The sequence below is a fragment of the Macrococcus epidermidis genome (assembly GCF_003259695.1).
Taxonomy (GTDB): Bacteria; Bacillota; Bacilli; order Staphylococcales; family Staphylococcaceae; genus Macrococcoides; species Macrococcoides epidermidis.
In genome coordinates, this window is the sequence record NZ_PZJH01000001.1 from 1,186,553 (window position 1) to 1,204,336 (window position 17,784).

The window sequence follows — 17,784 nt, forward strand, 5'->3', positions numbered from 1 at the left end:
CAAACTTAATTCAATGATAAAAACATCTAAATCCAATAAATTTAGCTGAAATATTGAATATAAGTTTATTTATATACTAATAAGTATCTCGTGCCCTTATTTGAGGATATTATGTTCAATTCTATATTTAACTTCTCACATATATTTCTTATTATTTTATTTCCTTTAGTATCATTAGAAACTTGATTCACGTCATACCCTATACCAAAATCAATAATCTCCAATTTATTTTGGTTAAGATTTATAATTAATTTTTCAGTATGTGAATGTCTAATAATATTTGAAAAAATATTATCTAATAATCTTTCAAAGAACAAAGCTTCAGATTTCCAAATTACATTTTCATCCAAATTCGTTTTAATACTTATTTTATTCTTCTCTAATAAATAATTCCACTTCATTAATGAATTTGTAACGGAAGAATCTATACTACAATCAACCATAAAAATATACTGATCTTCGTAATCAATTTCTTCTGTTTCAGAAACTTTCTTAACTAATTGATTAGTGTACATTATTTTAGAATATATTTGATTAATTTTTTCTTCAGGAATTTCATATTCAATAGCGAGTTCATAAAGCTCTAACATTATCGCAGTAAGGGGAGTGTTGATATCATGAGACAATTGTTTTATATGTTCCTGTTTCGTTTTATTTTGCTGTTCTAATAATGCCTCCTTAAATCTCAATCTATCAATCAATTTATTAATTGCACCTGATAAGGCATTAATTTCATCTTCACTATCTAAATGATATATTAACTTATCAGGAAAACTTTCATCATATGTAATACGTTCAACAGTAGAGTGGATATTATTAATTCTAGATATTACCTTTTCAAAATATTTAGAACCAATCCAGACTAGAAATAACAAAAAAATAAAATAAATAATATAAAAATTAACGTAAAAGAATGAACTTTGAAATTTCCAATCAAAGTTAAATATATAAGTAATACCAGTATAAGTTAATAAGAATAAATAATTTAATAATATAAAAGTAACTGGAATCAAAAATACACCAAATGCCATAATATAAAAATACTTTTTCAATAGCTTTTTATTTTTCATTTCCATTCAACCTATAACCTATACCATAAATTGTATGAATGATTTTACCATCATGATCATTTAACTTATCTCTTAACTTTTTTATATAAACATTTAAACTGTTTTCATATGTATCGCCTTCTGGCCATACATAATCAATTATTTTTTCTTTTTCTAGAATGATATTTTTATTCTGATATAAATAAAAAAATAAATTTCTTTCTGTTTTTGACAATTCTACTTCATTATCTTGGTCATCAAATACCATCTTACTTATTATATCAATTTGAAAATCATAGAAGTAATCCATCGTTTTAGAATATGAAGCATTTAATATATTTTCAATTCTTGCAATTAGTTCTAACGGATGAAATGGTTTTGTTAAATAATCCTCGCCATTTCTTAACCCATCTAATTTACTTTCAATATCATTCCTTGCAGATAAAAAAATAATAGGTATATTATTATCACTTTTTCTAATTAACTTTGTTAGTTCAATTCCATTGTCAAAAGGTAACATAATATCCATCAAAATAAGATGGATATCTTCTAACTGTTCATTTACATTTTCACCTGTCGCATTAACATATACTTTTGCTCCCTTTGATTCTATTAATCGTTTTATACTTGAAGCAATAATACTATCGTCTTCAACAATGAGAATATTATACCCTTCCATAAAAATCCCTCACATCTTAATTAACTAAATATAAGCCCAATACGTATAAAATAATATAACCTAACATTAGATATACAAGTATGATATTACGTTTTTTAGTAAATATTTTTTTGTTATTAATATATGAATCATGATCAATGAAATGCATAAAAATGAAACTTATCGCAAGTATAAATGCTAATCCTAATAAACACATTGCAAAAACCATTAATAATGAACCAAAATTTCCAATCATATTATTACCTTCTCTCATATTTAATTAAGCAGATTAAGATTACTAAACTGGCTTAATAAAAATATAAGCATCAATTCTGAAAAACTTATGAATAAATAGTCAATTCTATAAAATTTTAAAAATATTTTATAGAATATTAAATTCTATTAGCAGACATTACTTCATCCCTCTTAATATATGCGTCGTAATAATATTTGTATCCCATTGTTTTTCACCAAAGTCATATAAACGCTTACGCTCAACATACTTCTGATTTACACGGTGTATCATTTTATCTACTTGTTCAAAAAATAGATTGTCTTTATTCTCATTTCTGACACGATTCAATATTTCTATCTTTGTTTTAAGTTCAGATTCAATTATCGTCATCGCCCACGTTCGATCACTTGCAAGATGGTCCGGTGTAAACTGTTGCGTTACATAATCAGAACTTACATTATGAAATTTATATTCTTCCATCTTCTTTGACAGTTCCGCTTCATTCAATTTATATTTTGCTAAATTATTAGATGCTAATTCATTTCTATCTGTCTCAAGCTTTACCCAGAAATTATTCTCAAATACATTATAATCAATACACTTCGCTAATCTTCTAATATTAGTTACATTCGATAAACAGATACAAATACCTTCAGGCTTTAAGATACGTCTTTGTTCATTGAAGAATACAGAAGTTTCAACATGTTCACATAATATGTTTGAAATAACAACATCAAAGCTTTCATCATCAAACGGCAGACTTCTTATATCGCCAATAATAAAATTAACATTATTTATATTATCTTTGGAAAACTGTATAAATAATTCATCTCTGTCCACACCTGTTATTTCAGCGCTCGGATACCAACGTTTTAACGATTCACTAAGTGCGCCAGGTCCACAACCAATTTCAAGAACTTTTATATCGGATTGTGGTAAATCAAAGTGTTTCATATAATCATATTTAAAACAATCATCAACTCTTTATTTGCGGCTTAAATATAACGTATCGATTCTTTGAATTTTGCTAGACCAAACTGTACTCATCATCCTCAGCCTTTCTTCGCACATCTTTAATTCATTTTAACTTTTTATCCCAAATAAAAACACCTCTTAAAGAGAGATGTCTTATTCTTTATCTTATGTTATCAAACGACTTATATTGCTAAAGAACATCACAAATTCATTTCTACTCACATTCATTCTTAATGAAAATCCAGATTCAGTTGCCACGTACGACGTCAACTCACCATAGTCTATATTTATATAAAAAGTGACATCTTCTTCAGAAACATCAATTGAAGTAATCCAGATATTTGGTTCAGTAAAATAATGGTCACCTATTTCTAGTAAATCATTAAATACCGGTAAATCTATATCCATAAAATATGTTGTAACAGGAATAGAAATTGCTGAACTTTTTAAAGTAAATTCTACTTCTACTAGTTCATCCTCAACGGATGGTTTTGCTGTAAGGCTAAGGTGATTATTTTCATAATCTTTATCTTTCAACTCAATAATATTTTCCATATTTCTCCCCTAATTGAATATCATTGTTTAAAAAGTTAAAAATTTAAACAATGACAAATATCATATTCTTCATATAAAACAATTAATTTTTCATCACGAATATTTATCAAATATTCATTATTCTTGATAATAAAGTGATCTCGTTCATTTAAATCTTGATAAAAATCACAATAAAACACTCCATTATACCCTACACATCCATCACTTAGACCTCTAACCATGAGTTCAAAGATGTCATCGGTAGATAACTTTTCATTTATCACTATAAATTGTTCAATTAATTTATATTTATATCCTTTAGCTTTAACAAATTTAATTGTTTCTTCACCATAATCAAATATTGAACGCGTTATATTTACTTTGTCAATTAACAGTTTAGCACGTTGGTCGTCATTGAAATAATAAATAGTTGATAATTTATTTCCTTTAAAATCAATATAATTAAAAGGTTGATAATTTTCTTCCCATTCTTCTTTTATTAAAAAAGGCGTTTTTAATGAAACATTTTCTTCTTCTATAAATCCAGTGTAATAATTTGGATGATATGAGAAGTTTCCTGTGATGTAATCCCAAATAATCACAGGTTTTTTATTAATATCTAATAAAATTAATAAATCATAATAATTATCAAAATCTTCGATATCTTGTTCAAATTCTTCTTTTGAAAATTCCCAAAAAGAATTTATATAATTTGTTTGATAATGTTTTTCTTTCATATTCGGTAATATTAATTTCAAATAATATTGTACTCTTTTAGGAGACAGTTGAACCGTAATCAAATCATGCTCTGTTGATTTTACTTCTCCATCTACCAAAGTTAAATATTCAAATGAGCTTGGATTTATACTTTTATATTTTCTATGTTCAGCAATTGAATCCTTAATAATTTCTAATTCTTCTTTAATTTTGCCTATTACTCTTTTCATCTCTTTCCCTTTCTCTACACATCTTTACTCCATTTTAACTTTTTATCCCAAATAAAAACACCTCTCAATTAAGAGAGATGTCTTGTCTTCTATATTATTTCGCTAATTTTTCACCCATTAATACTGCTAACTCTACAACACGCGTTGAGTAACCCCACTCGTTATCGTACCAAGATAATACTTTCACTTTAGATCCTTCCATAACGATAGTAGATAATCCATCTACAATTGAGCTATGTGGATTTGTATTAAAGTCTACTGATACTAACGGCTCATATGTTACATCTAAAATACCTTTAAGTTCGTTGTCAGCAGATGCTTTAAGCGCTTCATTAACTTCTTCAACAGTTACTTCTTTCTCTAAATCTACAACTAAGTCTACTAATGATACGTTTGTTGTAGGTACACGTAACGCCATTCCGTGTAATTTACCTTTTAATTCAGGTAATACTAAAGCTAAAGCTTTCGCTGCACCTGTAGAAGTTGGGATAATACTTTGAGCACATGCACGTGCACGGCGTAAATCTTTATGTGGATTGTCTAAGTTCTTTTGGTCATTTGTATACGCATGAACTGTCGTCATTAATCCGTTCTTAATTCCGAATTTATCATTTAACACTTTCGCTACTGGCGCTAAGCAGTTTGTAGTACATGAAGCATTTGAAATAACATCATATGTATCTATATCTAATTGTGCACAGTTCACACCGCGAACGATCGTTTGAACATTTCCTTTACCTGGCGCTGTTAATAATACTTTCTTCGCACCTGCTTTAATATGTGCTGACGCTTTCTCAGCATCATTAAATTTACCAGTTGCTTCGATCACAATATCAATATTTAACTCTTTCCATGGTAATAATTCTGGATTACGCTCAGAAACTAACTTAATTTCTTTACCATCAACGATTAAAGCATTGTCACCAGGTTCTACATCTAATTCAAACTTACCATGAGTAGTGTCGTACTTTGTTAAATGTGCTAGTGTTTCTGGAGGATAGCTCGCGTTAATCGCAACTACTTCTAAATTATCATTTAATAGTGCTGCACGGAACACCATTCTTCCAATTCTTCCTAACCCATTAATCGCTACTCTTGTTTTCATCATATCTTCTCCTTCGCAATGTGTTATACTAATCTCTTTCATTAGTATAGCACAATGATTGCGTTAAGGAAGCGTTTTCTTTAAGAAAATTATTTTCATAATTTTCTTAAAATTAATTTTATATATAGCTTTGAATAAGCAATTCAAGTTGCTGATAAAGTGATTGTAAGCTACCGCTATTATCAATGACTTTATCAGCTTTTTGTTTCTTTTCTTCAATTGATAGTTGTGATGATACTCTTGACTCAGCTTCTTCCAGTGATAACTGATTACGTGCCATTAATCGTTCAATCTGAACTTCTTTTGGAACATAAACCACCCATACTTCATCAACTGTATGCTCTAATTTATTTTCAAAAAGTAATGGTATGTCCATTACTACGGGTTTATCAAGTGCTAGTCCCGCTTCTTTTTCCGCTTCCATAATATCTCTTACACGGGGATGAACGATCGCATTTAACTTTTCTCGTTGATTTTTATCTTTAAAGATTATCTCACCGAGTGCTTTTCTATTTAACGTTCCGTCTTCCTGTATTACTCCATCTCCAAATACTGTTCTAATTTCCTCTAATCCAGATGATCCTGCTTCGACTGCTTTGCGACTTGCAATATCTGCATCAACAATGACAAATCCATTTTCCGACAAGAAATTTGCAACTGTTGACTTTCCACTTGCGATACCACCTGTTAAACCTATTACTGTCACACTTACACCTACTTTTGACATTTTTCGCAGTAATGCGTGTTTCTTGTTGCTATCACTTGTGTCGTAATATCATTTTGACATACATTACATTGTTTTAAACCATAGACATTAAATTTACTTTGCATATTGCCACTTTCACCTTCGACGTTACGGTAATCAGAAATGCTTGACCCGCCAAATTCAATACCTTTATTTAGCACTTCTACTATAGCTGAAAAGAGTTTCTTCTTTTTCTGAGTGGATAATGTATGTGTAATATGCGTCGGTAAAATACCTGCTAAATGTAATGCTTCACATGCATATATATTCCCACATCCACTTATTACACTATGATCCATAATGACCTGTTTAATCGGTTTATTCATATATTTCTTTAGTTTCGATTGCTGTATGAAATGTGCCATTGCGTTATTTTCAAAAGGTTCTGGCGCAATAGTTTGATTAAAGTTTGCAAAAGCTGCTTCATCTAATATTTTAAATTCACCAAAACGCCTTATATCTGAATAGATCATCTTTTGTCCATCTGACAATTCAAACTGGACATGCCAATGTTTCTTATAATTTGGGATGGGAATTTCCTCAATACTACTTTTCACAAAGAAAGCGCCGGCCATCCCTAAATGGCCGACTAAATATATTTTAGATGTTTGTTCCTGCTCTAATACTTGTTCTTGCTCTATGGAACAGCTTCTTTGTTTCATTAATTCAAAAATAATGTATTTACTTCTGCGGTCTATACTTTTAATTACAGTATTACGCACTATGGTATTAAAGTCATCCAGCTCAATTTGTTTAATAATCGTTTCTTTACCTTGTGCTTTACCACGTTTAACCGCTTCTGAGAATGCTACGTTTATTATTGCTTTATTTAACACATGCGGTCTTAAACCTCTTACCACATGTTCGACTTCCGGTAGTTCCGGCATCTTTCCACCTACTTTGCTTCATACCAACTTTCACCAGAATCATATTCTACTTCAAGTGGTACATTAAGTTCAATTGCATGCTCCATAATATCTTTTACAAATAGACTAAACGCATCTATTTCATCTTTTGGAACTTCAAAGATCAATTCATCGTGTACTTGTAATAACATCTTCGCTTTAAAGTTTGTCTCTTTTAGCGCTTTATCAAACTGTACCATCGCAAGTTTAATAATATCTGCTGCACTTCCCTGGATTGGCGTGTTCATCGCAGTTCTTTCAGCAAATCCTCTTAAATTAAAGTTCTTACTCGTAATATCAGGAATATATCTTCTACGCTGCATAATTGTTGTAACGTAACCATCCTGTTTGGCTTTCTGAATAATATCATCCATGTATTGTTTCACTTTTGGGAAGCTATCCAGATAATCATCGATAAATTGTTGTGCAGCTTTTCGTGTGATACCTAAACTTTGACTTAGGCCATAATCACTAATTCCGTAAACAATACCGAAATTAACAGCTTTTGCCTGACGACGCATATTGCTATCAACCGCGTCCTTTTCAACATCAAAAACTTCCATCGCTGTCTTCGTATGAATATCAATACCATGTGTAAATGCTTCCATCATACTCGCATCTTCTGTAATGTGAGCAAGGACACGCAATTCAATTTGAGAATAATCGGCAGCAAAGATTACCATGTCATCTCCACTCGGAACGAAAGCTTTTCTAATCTTTCTACCTTCGTCTAATCTAACCGGTATATTCTGCAGGTTCGGATCTATTGAAGATAGACGACCCGTTTGTGCGATAACCTGATTAAAGCGTGTATGAATCTTCTCATCATCACCTATTAATCGTTGTAACCCTTCAACGTACGTTGACTGAAGTTTCGATAATGTTCGATAGACTAGAATATCATCGATAATCGCATGACTGCCTTGTAACTTTTCTAACACATCCACAGCGGTTGAGTAACCTGTCTTCGTCTTTTTAATGATCGGTAACTTTAACTCTTCAAATAGAATCACACCTAGTTGTTTCGGTGAGTTAACATTAAATGATTTGCCGGCATGATTATAGATACTTTCTGTTAAAGCATCTAATCTTTCCTGTATTTCACCCTGCATTTCAATTAATGTCTCTTTATTCACTTTAATGCCTTGAAGTTCCATCTTTGCAAGTACTAGGGCAAGTGGTAATTCAAGTTCGTCATGTAGCGCGAGTTGTTCATGGGCAATTAGCTTTTCTTTAATCATAGGTGTTACGTCATTTATAAGATGCACTTCATTTGCAATGTGCTGATACAAAATTTCTCTGTCAGGTACATGCGCTTTCGCACCTTTACCGAAAATATGATCATCAGATTCCACATAGTTTAATCCAAAATCATGTCCGAGTTGCGCTACATCAACCACTGTAGATGATGGATTCAATAAATAATTGGCCAGCATCGTATCAAAGGCGATACCTTCAATATTTATGGATAAGCGTTCGAACATTACTTTAACTGCTTTTGCATCATACACATGTTTTTTTACATTTTCATCTTCCAGCAATGTGATAAATGACTTATTCTTCATAATATCTTCAGGTTGTACAACAAATGTTTCGTCATTGTATATAATACCTAATCCTAATATTTCATTCTTCAAATAATTGTCCTGATAGCATTTCAAGTGTAAGGCAATTGCATCGATCGCTTTGAATTCAAATGACTGATAATCGTTATTAATTGTGATTTCTTTACTGCTCTCAATTTGACTTGTTGTATCAAGATTTTCCAGCATTTGCTTAAATTCTAATTCTCTGAACAGTTCAATTTTTTTCGTTTCATCTTTATCCGGAATTACAGTATCAGCTAATGTTACTTCTATCGGTGCATTCGTCTCAATTGTTGCAAGCTGCTTACTCATGATGGCATCGTCTTGATGATTTGTAAGATTTTCATTGAGTTTCTTCGCAGTAATCTTATCTAAATTCGCGATTACACCTTCAACAGTATCATATTCTAATAATAATTTAATCGCTGTCTTTTCTCCGACACCAGGTACGCCAGGGATATTATCCGACTTATCACCCATTAAGCCTTTAAGATCGATAATTTTCTCTGCACCAAATCCATATTTTTCGTGAATGAATTGAGGTGTATATTTATCAATGTCTGTAACACCTTTTTTAGTGTAATAAACGGTTACATAATCATTGACGAGCTGGGTTAAATCTCGATCACCGGTTACGATAATTGTTTCCACCTTTTGTTCGGCTGCTTCTTTTGAAAGTGTCCCGATAATATCGTCTGCTTCGTAATTATCTAATTCGTAATGCTTTATTTGGTAAGCTTCTGCAAGTCGTCTAATGTGCGGGAATTGTTCACTTAATTCCTGAGGTGTCTTCTGACGTCCTCCTTTATATTCTCCAAACGTTGCATGTCTAAATGTTGTCTTCCCTGCATCAAATGCGATTAAGAAATGCGTTGGTTTTTCTTCTTTAATTAACTTTTCTAAAATTAACGTAAAACCATAAATTGCATTCGTATGTAACTCTGATGAATTCTTTAGTAAAGGTAATGCATAAAAGGCACGAAACGCGATACTATTTCCATCAATTAATATTAGTTTTTCTTTCATTCTTCTACCTCCATCGTATGTCTCTTATAGTCTATCACATCTTGAATTCAGGACATATTTATAGGAACATCATTTTGAAAATAAAAAAAACACAAGTGATTGCTTCAGGATCACTTGTGTTTATCTTCTTCTAAAATGAAGGGGTCTATGTGCAATTATAGTTGAACATTGTTAATTTAATGTAAAGACGAAGTAAATATGAAGTAAAGTTTCAAGTTGTAAAATAAAATATTAGTATAAATAATAAAATATTAATATAAATGTTGTTTTAATATCACTCTAAAAGTAGTTCCTACACCTACTTCACTTTCCACTTCAATTTCGCCTTTAAAGACTTCTACAATATGCTTTACGATCGCGAGTCCTAATCCTGTACCACCTGAATCACGACTACGAGCTTTATCTACGCGATAGAATCTTTCAAAGATACGTAGTTGTTCTTCTGGCGCAATACCGATGCCTTCATCCGTTATCTCTAATATACAGTTACGATCTTTCTGATATACTTTTACCGTAATCGTTGCGTCTTCGTATGAATAATTGATCGCATTCGATAAGAGATTTATTACAACTTGTTTTAATTTACTTGGTTCAGCTAATACAAATAAATCTTTTTCGAAATCCAGATTAAATTTAATATTTTTCTTTTCTGCAAGTGGATGCACAACTTCAACACTGTTAAATACTTTTTGAGGTAAATTGACTTTCGTCATTTCAAAATGATTCGCCTGTTCAATTTTAGATAATTCGAGTAATTCACTTACAAGCACCTGGATACGATTAGACTCTTTCAAAATAATCTCTAAAAACATATCAAGTGTTTCAGGCTCATTTTTAGCTCCATCGATTAATGTTTCAGTAAAGCCCTTAATACTTGTGATCGGTGTCTTTAATTCATGAGATACATTTGCCACGAAGTCTTTACGCATCTGTTCTAAAGACTTAAGTTGAGTAATGTCGTGTAATACGATAACGATACCTTCTATTTTCTTTCGTTTCTTTGATAGCACTGGTACTACTGCAACATCAAAATATTTCTTGTGAACGTTGACTGTAATATTCAATGTATCGTTGACTGGTTTTTCTATCGCTATTGCTTCTTTAATCATTTGTTTGATCGATTGATTTTTAATTACTGTTTCATAATGCCCATGCGCTATCGGTTGGCGTTTATTAAAAAGATTAATATACGTTTCGTTAGCAATTGCCACTTCTCCGTGATTGTTTACGAGCATTGTTGCACTCGGTATATTCTGTAATGTTGTTTCTAATCGATTACGTTGTAATTTCTGCTCATTATTTAGATCCTGGAGTGTTCTGGCAAGAATATTTGTTGATCTAAATAAATCTTTTGTCTCAGTAACGCTACTTTCAGGTACGCGTACTTTATAATTACCGTCAGATAATAACTTTGAAGCATATGTTACTTCTTTAATCGGCTGGATATAGCTTTTATTGATATAACGTACAATGATAAATATTATCGGAAGCATACATAATAATCCGATACCAAAATATTTTATGATGATCTCTTCAATGTCATTGATTGTTTTTATTTCGCTTAAAATATAAACAGTTTGTTTATTTTTATAACGTAGTAAACTTTTCTCGTTTGAACCATCATAACGGTAATTAACCATATCTTTATTTTCTAATGTGTATTTTGTAATAAAACGATCAAATTCATTTTTTGATGTACCGATTGTTTTATAAATAACATGCTGATCTTTATCGAGAATAAGAATTGATGAATTGTATGATTTTTCATATTCATGTATTAAATCTTCCACACGTTTGTCGCCACTTACATACGCTTCAAAGATTTTTGCATCTTTAGTTAATCCTGCTTTATCTCTGTCAATAAATTGCTTCGCAAGCGTAAGATACAATAGTGTTCCCAGTAAAAGAAAACTTACAACAATAACTGTTGTAAGTATTAATAACAATTTACTTTTAAAACTGATCATTCGCGTTTTGGACTTTCTAATTTATATCCAAGACCTCGAACAGTCTTAATGTATTGTGGCTGTTTTGGATTATCTTCTATCTTTTCTCTTAAGTGACTTATATGTACATCAACAATGCGAGAGTCACCAGCAAACTCATAATTCCATACAGAATTAAGCATATGTTCACGTGTAATTACTCTTCCTTGACGTTCTATCAAATATATTAATAATTCAAATTCTTTAGGTGTTAAATCAAGCAATACATCATTACGGTATGCTTCAAAATGTTCCGGTAATACTTTTATCTTACCGATAATAATTTCTTTATTATCCTTTTCATCTTCGACTGTCTTGATCGTGTTTGAGCGACGAAGAATCGCTTTTATTCGCGCAATAACTTCTCTTGGAGAAAACGGTTTCGTCATATAATCATCTGCACCTAATTCTAACCCAAGTACTTTATCAAATTCATCATCTTTTGCAGTTAACATTAAAATCGGCACTTGATTTTTTTCATTTCTAACAGATTTACATACTTCTACGCCGTCCATTTTAGGTAACATTAAATCTAATACTACGATATCTGGCTTTTCACTGAAAATCTTTTCTAGACCTTCTTCACCATCATAAGCTGTTACAACTTCGAATCCTGATTGTTGCAAATTATATTGTAGTAAAGTTACGATAGATTGTTCATCGTCTACTACCAGAACCTTCTGACTCATCCAATCCCTCCAAACAATTATCATATTCATTATATATTAAAAGAATATTGAAATGCTACAACAAATCAACATTCTTCAAGCTATAACAGAATAATTTACATTCTCTTTACAATTAGAAGGATTATCAATCTATCGTTTAAAATATTCTTATTAATTTGAAGACTTTAATGATTGGGTTGTATCTTTCACTGCAGCAGCAGACTTATTAAATGCTTCTTGTTCATCATCTGTAAGTTGCAATTCAACGACGTGCTCAACTCCATTTTTATTTAACTTAACTGGTACACCGATATAAATATCTTCCTGTTTATATTCGCCATTTAAATATGCAATAGCTGGCAATACACGGTTACTATCATTGATAATTGCTTCAGCCATCTCAACCATCGCAGCAGCTGGCGCATAATAAGCAGATCCCGTGCCTAATAAGTTTACAATTTCAGCACCACCATTACGTGTTCTTTCAATGATGCCATCAATTGTTGCTTCATCCATTAAGTCTCCAATCGGTACGCCACTCACCGATGAATAACGGATTAATGGCACCATCGTATCACCGTGTCCTCCTAACACAAATCCAGTAACATCAGTCACTGCCACATCTAATGCTTGTGCTACAAATGTTCTAAAGCGAGCTGTATCCAGCACACCTGATTGACCGATAACACGATTCGGTTCAAATCCAGATGCTTTATACACAGCATAAGTCATTGCATCTACCGGATTCGTAAGCACGATAATAATACAGTCCGGTGAATATTTTACAATTTCTTTCGTCGCAGCTTCTACAATACCTTGATTGGTTTGCACTAAATCATCACGCGTCATACCTGGTTTACGGGCGATACCTGATGTAATCAATACAACATCAGAATCTTTCGTATCGGCATAATCATTACTTGCTTTAATGTCGACATTTTGATGTAATATCGGCATTGCCTGCATAATATCTAATGCCTTGCCTGTTGTGGGATCTAGACTACCATAAGTATCAACAAGGACAATATCAGCTATTCCTTTACTCGCTGCAATAAATGCAGCTGTTGAACCTGTGAATCCACTTCCTACGATTGAAATCTTTTTCTTTGTCATGATAACTCCCCCTTAATCTTTTAAAAAAAGGATAGTAACTATGAATTTCATTCATAATACTATCCTTAAAAGTTAGACTACTTTTCTAATTACATATTTTTAATTAATTCGTCAGCGAACTCAGAACATTTCACTTCAGTTGCACCATCCATTAAACGTGCAAAGTCATATGTTACGACTTTTGAAGCGATTGATTTTTCCATCGCTTTTGTGATTAATTCTCCAGCTTCTTTCCATCCTAAATGATCTAACATTAACACACCACTTAAAATAACAGAAGATGGATTTACTTTATCTAAGCCAGCATATTTTGGTGCAGTACCATGTGTCGCTTCAAAGATAGCGTGTCCAGTTTCGTAGTTGATGTTTGCTCCTGGTGCAATACCGATACCACCTACTTGTGCTGCTAATGCATCACTAATATAGTCACCATTTAAGTTCATCGTTGCAACAACATCAAACTCAGCAGGACGCGTTAAAATTTGTTGCAAGAAAATATCAGCGATAGAATCTTTTACTAATAATTTGCCAGCAGCAATCGCTTCATTTTGCGCTTTATCTGCCGCTTCTGCACCTTGTTCAGCTTTAATTTTATCGTATTGATTCCATGTAAATACTTTATCACCAAATTCACGTTCAGCTAAATCATATCCCCATTGTTTGAAGGCACCTTCAGTAAATTTCATGATATTCCCTTTGTGTACTAATGTTAATGATTTACGGCCTTGCTCAAGCGCATAGTTTAATGCTGCTCGAACTAAACGTTCAGTTCCCTCTTTAGAAACTGGTTTAATACCGATACCTGAAGTTTCAGGGAAACGAATATTTTTAGCACCCATTTCATTTTGTAGAAATTCAATCACTTTCTTAACTTCGTCAGATCCTTCTTTATACTCAATACCTGCATAAATATCTTCAGTATTTTCACGGAAAATAACCATATCAGTATCTTCAGGACGTTTAACAGGTGAAGGAACACCTTCAAAGTAACGCACTGGACGAAGACATACGAATAAATCTAATTCCTGACGTAATGCTACGTTTAAAGAACGGATACCTCCTCCGATCGGTGTAGTTAATGGACCTTTAATCGCAATTAAGTATTCTTCAATAGTATCTAAAGTTTCTTGTGGTAACCAGTCACCTGTGTTATCGAATGCTTTTTGACCTGCTAAAACTTCTTTCCATTCAATCTTTTTCTCACCATTATATGCTTTTTCTACTGCAGCATCTAATACGCGAACAGCAGCATTCCAAATATCCGGACCTGTTCCGTCACCGATAATAAAAGGTACGATTGGATGATTAGGTACGTTTAAAACACCATTATTATTCGTAATTTTTTCAGCCATTTTTATTTTGCCTCCATTATTAATATTTCTTACTTTAATTTACCTTATAAATGCATTTTTAATCATTTTATCTTTCTTCAATCGGAACATATTTACGACCAACTTCACCCACGTAAGTTGCACGTGGACGAATAATTCTGTTATCACTATATTGCTCTAAAATATGCGCAATCCAGCCAGAAGTACGAGATACTGCAAAGATTGGTGTAAATAAATCATGTTCAATACCCATTGAGTGATAAACTGTTGCTGAATAGAAATCTACATTCGGTAATAAACCTTTTTCTTCTTTTAGAATATCAGCAATACGTACAGACATATCAAATAATTCTTTTTGACCAGTCTCATCAGTAATTCTTCTAGACATTTCTTTTAAGTATTTAGCACGTGGATCTCCATTTTTGTAGACACGGTGACCAAAGCCCATAATTTTCTCTTTTTTAGCAATCTTATCTGCTACATAGCTATCCACATTATCTAATGAACCAATTTCATTCAACATCTTCATAACCTGTTCATTAGCACCACCGTGTAATGGTCCTTTTAATGCGCCAGCTGCAGCGACTACACCAGAATACATATCAGATAATGTAGAAACAGCAACACGTGCAGTAAATGTAGATGCGTTTAATTCATGATCCGCATGAAGAATTAACGCTTTATTGAAACCTTCTTCTTGTACAGCTGTTGGTTCTTCACCAAACAACATATATAAGAAGTTAGCTGCATAACTTAAGTCTTCTTTCGGTTTCACGACTTCTTTACCTTGACGAACACGAGCGAATGCTGCTACAAGTGACGCTACTTTAGCCTGAATACGAATCGCTTTGTTCATATGCGCATCTTCATTAAATTCATCAGCACGTGGATCAAAATGTGCTAAATAAGATAAAGATGTACGCAACCCTGTCATAGGATGTACATGATCTGCTGCATAATCTTCAAAGTGACTGTACATTCTTGGATGCAAAGTCATATTTTCAAATAACTGTTTTCTAAAATCAGCTAATTCTTCCGCATTTGGTAAACGGAAGTTCCATAATAAGAAGACAACTTCTTCAAATTGTGCGTTTTCTGTTAAATCATCTATTTCATATCCTGCATAAGTAAGTTGATCACCAATAATTGAACTTACTTTAGTGTTTGAAGCAACAATACCTTCAAGGCCTTTCACTAATTCTGCCATTTTTGACTCCCCTTTGCACCATAGTTTTTGTTATGCCAAATGTAATGGCTTTCACAACTCAATTATATCTAATGTCCTCACTTTTGTGAATGAATTAGGAACTTAGAAAATTTTTATCTTACGTGATAACTTTTACTTATATTTAAATTTTTATTTTATCATTTAATTAATTCTTAAAAATATTAAGAATATTTTAAAAAATGTTTGTAATTTTCAGATTTTAGTAAGATAATATAGATACTAAAAAGGAAAAGGGGTTTAGTATGGCAAATCATAATCGTAGTATCGAAGAACGAAATGATTTACAACGTTCATTGTCAAATCGACATATTCAACTGATTGCGATTGGGGGCGCAATTGGTACCGGACTATTCTTAGGCGCAGGAAAATCAATCAACCTGGCGGGTCCATCCATCTTATTTACTTATATAATTATCGGACTCTTTTTATTTTTATTTATGAGAGCATTAGGAGAATTATTATTATCTAATACCAACTATCATTCTTTCACAGATATAGCCCGAGACTACTTAGGAGACTTCGCAGGATATATTACCGGCTGGACTTACTGGTTCTGTTGGGTCGTAACTGGAATGGCGGAAGTTACAGCGATTGCTAAGTATGTACAGTTCTGGTGGCCCGACTTTCCGACATGGTTATCATCACTTTTATGTATTCTTGTGTTAATGTTCTTAAACTTATTAACTGCTAAATTATTTGGTGAATTAGAATTCTGGTTTGCATTGATTAAAGTTATTACAATTATTGCATTAATCATTACAGGGATCGTACTTATTGTCATCGGTTTTAAAACAAACTTTGGCGTAGCAACGATTACAAACCTTTGGTCACATGGTGGATTCTTCCCAAATGGGACGAACGGATTCTTATTAAGCTTCCAGATGGCAATATTTAGTTTTGTAGGGATTGAGTTAATCGGTGTAACAGCTGGTGAAGCACAAGACCCTGAAAAAACTTTGCCAAGAGCAATTAACAGTGTACCGATGCGTATCGTATTGTTCTATATCGGTTCATTGATCATCATTATGAGTGTCACACCTTGGGATAAAATCGATCCAAACGAAAGTCCATTCGTTAAATTCTTCGGATTAATCGGAATTGGATTTGCAGCAAGCTTAATCAACTTTGTTGTAATTACTTCTGCGGCATCGTCTTGTAACAGTGGTATATTCTCTAACAGCCGTATGTTATTTGGTTTAAGTAAGAACTATTCAAAAGGAAACGATAGTTTCTTCCAACGTACGAATAAAGCAGGTGTACCTGCCAACGCAGTAGTATTCTCTAGCGTGTTGTTGTTATTATCTGTATTACTGAATTACTTTATGCCAAATGCAAACGCAGTATTTACATTAGTAACAACCGTTGCGACAGTATTCTTTATCGTTGTATGGTCTATCATTCTTGCAGCATATCTTGTTTACTTAAAACGTAGACCACAGTTACATCAATCAAGTCTATACAAATTACCTGGAGGCAAAATTTCTGCTATCGCTATTCTTTTATTCTTTGTATTTATGTTCGGTCTATTGTTTATGGCTGAAGATACAAGAATGGGATTATTCGTATCGCCATTGTGGTTTGTATTATTAGCAATTATGTACGCAGCACAAGGTGGATTTAAAAAAGGAAGTTTTGATCCACATAACTATGATAATAAATAATATAAAATAAGAAGCACAGGATAATGTCCTGTG

The 17,784-nt window shown here is 32.4% G+C and carries 16 protein-coding genes; 1 reads left to right on the forward strand and 15 read right to left on the reverse strand.

Translation table 11 applies throughout. The features are described from left to right. Window positions 1–65: 65 nt before the first annotated feature. The 15 genes from BHU61_RS06245 to BHU61_RS06315 all read right to left on the reverse strand — a co-directional run bounded on the left by BHU61_RS06245 (window position 66) and on the right by BHU61_RS06315 (window position 16,069). The gene (locus BHU61_RS06245) at window positions 66–1,070 is read right to left on the reverse strand and encodes a sensor histidine kinase (RefSeq protein WP_111715413.1); all 1,005 of its coding nucleotides are present in this window, start codon (window positions 1,068–1,070) and stop codon (window positions 66–68) included. Beyond that, on the reverse strand, window positions 1,060–1,728 hold the full coding sequence (locus BHU61_RS06250) for a response regulator transcription factor (RefSeq protein ID WP_111715415.1): 669 nt from the start codon (window positions 1,726–1,728) through the stop codon (window positions 1,060–1,062). The genes BHU61_RS06245 and BHU61_RS06250 overlap by 11 nt, the downstream gene beginning before the upstream one ends. Window positions 1,729–1,744: 16 nt before the next feature. Continuing rightward, entirely contained in the window at window positions 1,745–1,963 is a 219-nt protein-coding gene (locus tag BHU61_RS06255) for a hypothetical protein (RefSeq protein ID WP_111715416.1), read from the reverse strand. Between the two features lie 156 nt (window positions 1,964–2,119). Next, the gene (locus BHU61_RS06260) at window positions 2,120–2,896 is read right to left on the reverse strand and encodes a class I SAM-dependent methyltransferase (protein ID WP_111715418.1); all 777 of its coding nucleotides are present in this window, start codon (window positions 2,894–2,896) and stop codon (window positions 2,120–2,122) included. A 186-nt stretch (window positions 2,897–3,082) separates the two neighbouring features. Beyond that, window positions 3,083–3,472: a hypothetical protein gene (locus tag BHU61_RS06265; RefSeq protein ID WP_111715419.1), complete on the reverse strand. Its 390-nt coding sequence runs from the start codon at window positions 3,470–3,472 to the stop codon at window positions 3,083–3,085. Window positions 3,473–3,507: 35 nt separating this feature from the next. Next, on the reverse strand, window positions 3,508–4,398 hold the full coding sequence (locus tag BHU61_RS06270) for a hypothetical protein (protein WP_111715421.1): 891 nt from the start codon (window positions 4,396–4,398) through the stop codon (window positions 3,508–3,510). 94 nt (window positions 4,399–4,492) lie between these two features. Then, window positions 4,493–5,503, reverse strand: a complete 1,011-nt coding sequence (locus BHU61_RS06275; protein WP_111715422.1) for a glyceraldehyde-3-phosphate dehydrogenase — start codon at window positions 5,501–5,503, stop codon at window positions 4,493–4,495. Between the two features lie 118 nt (window positions 5,504–5,621). Further along, complete coding sequence (gene coaE, locus BHU61_RS06280) at window positions 5,622–6,230, reverse strand: dephospho-CoA kinase (RefSeq protein WP_111715424.1); 609 nt, start codon at window positions 6,228–6,230, stop codon at window positions 5,622–5,624. Then, entirely contained in the window at window positions 6,218–7,135 is a 918-nt protein-coding gene (gene mutM / locus BHU61_RS06285; protein WP_111715425.1) for a DNA-formamidopyrimidine glycosylase, read from the reverse strand. The genes coaE and mutM overlap by 13 nt, the downstream gene beginning before the upstream one ends. Window positions 7,136–7,143: 8 nt before the next feature. Then, entirely contained in the window at window positions 7,144–9,765 is a 2,622-nt protein-coding gene (gene polA / locus BHU61_RS06290; RefSeq protein ID WP_111715427.1) for a DNA polymerase I, read from the reverse strand. A 251-nt stretch (window positions 9,766–10,016) separates the two neighbouring features. Further along, on the reverse strand, window positions 10,017–11,732 hold the full coding sequence (gene pnpS, locus BHU61_RS06295) for a two-component system histidine kinase PnpS (protein WP_111715429.1): 1,716 nt from the start codon (window positions 11,730–11,732) through the stop codon (window positions 10,017–10,019). Further along, complete coding sequence (locus BHU61_RS06300) at window positions 11,729–12,439, reverse strand: response regulator transcription factor (protein ID WP_099579930.1); 711 nt, start codon at window positions 12,437–12,439, stop codon at window positions 11,729–11,731. The genes pnpS and BHU61_RS06300 overlap by 4 nt, the downstream gene beginning before the upstream one ends. Before the next feature lie 150 nt (window positions 12,440–12,589). After that, window positions 12,590–13,531, reverse strand: coding sequence for a malate dehydrogenase (gene mdh, locus BHU61_RS06305; RefSeq protein WP_111715430.1), 942 nt, complete (start codon window positions 13,529–13,531; stop codon window positions 12,590–12,592). 89 nt (window positions 13,532–13,620) lie between these two features. After that, a complete protein-coding gene (icd, locus tag BHU61_RS06310) occupies window positions 13,621–14,889 on the reverse strand; it encodes an NADP-dependent isocitrate dehydrogenase (protein ID WP_111715432.1) in 1,269 nt (422 codons plus the stop codon). 61 nt (window positions 14,890–14,950) lie between these two features. Beyond that, a complete protein-coding gene (locus BHU61_RS06315) occupies window positions 14,951–16,069 on the reverse strand; it encodes a citrate synthase (protein ID WP_111715434.1) in 1,119 nt (372 codons plus the stop codon). A gap of 263 nt (window positions 16,070–16,332) precedes the next feature. On the opposite strand from BHU61_RS06315, the gene BHU61_RS06320 reads away from it, so the two are divergent. After that, a complete protein-coding gene (locus BHU61_RS06320) occupies window positions 16,333–17,751 on the forward strand; it encodes an amino acid permease (RefSeq protein ID WP_111715436.1) in 1,419 nt (472 codons plus the stop codon). Window positions 17,752–17,784: the final 33 nt, after the last annotated feature.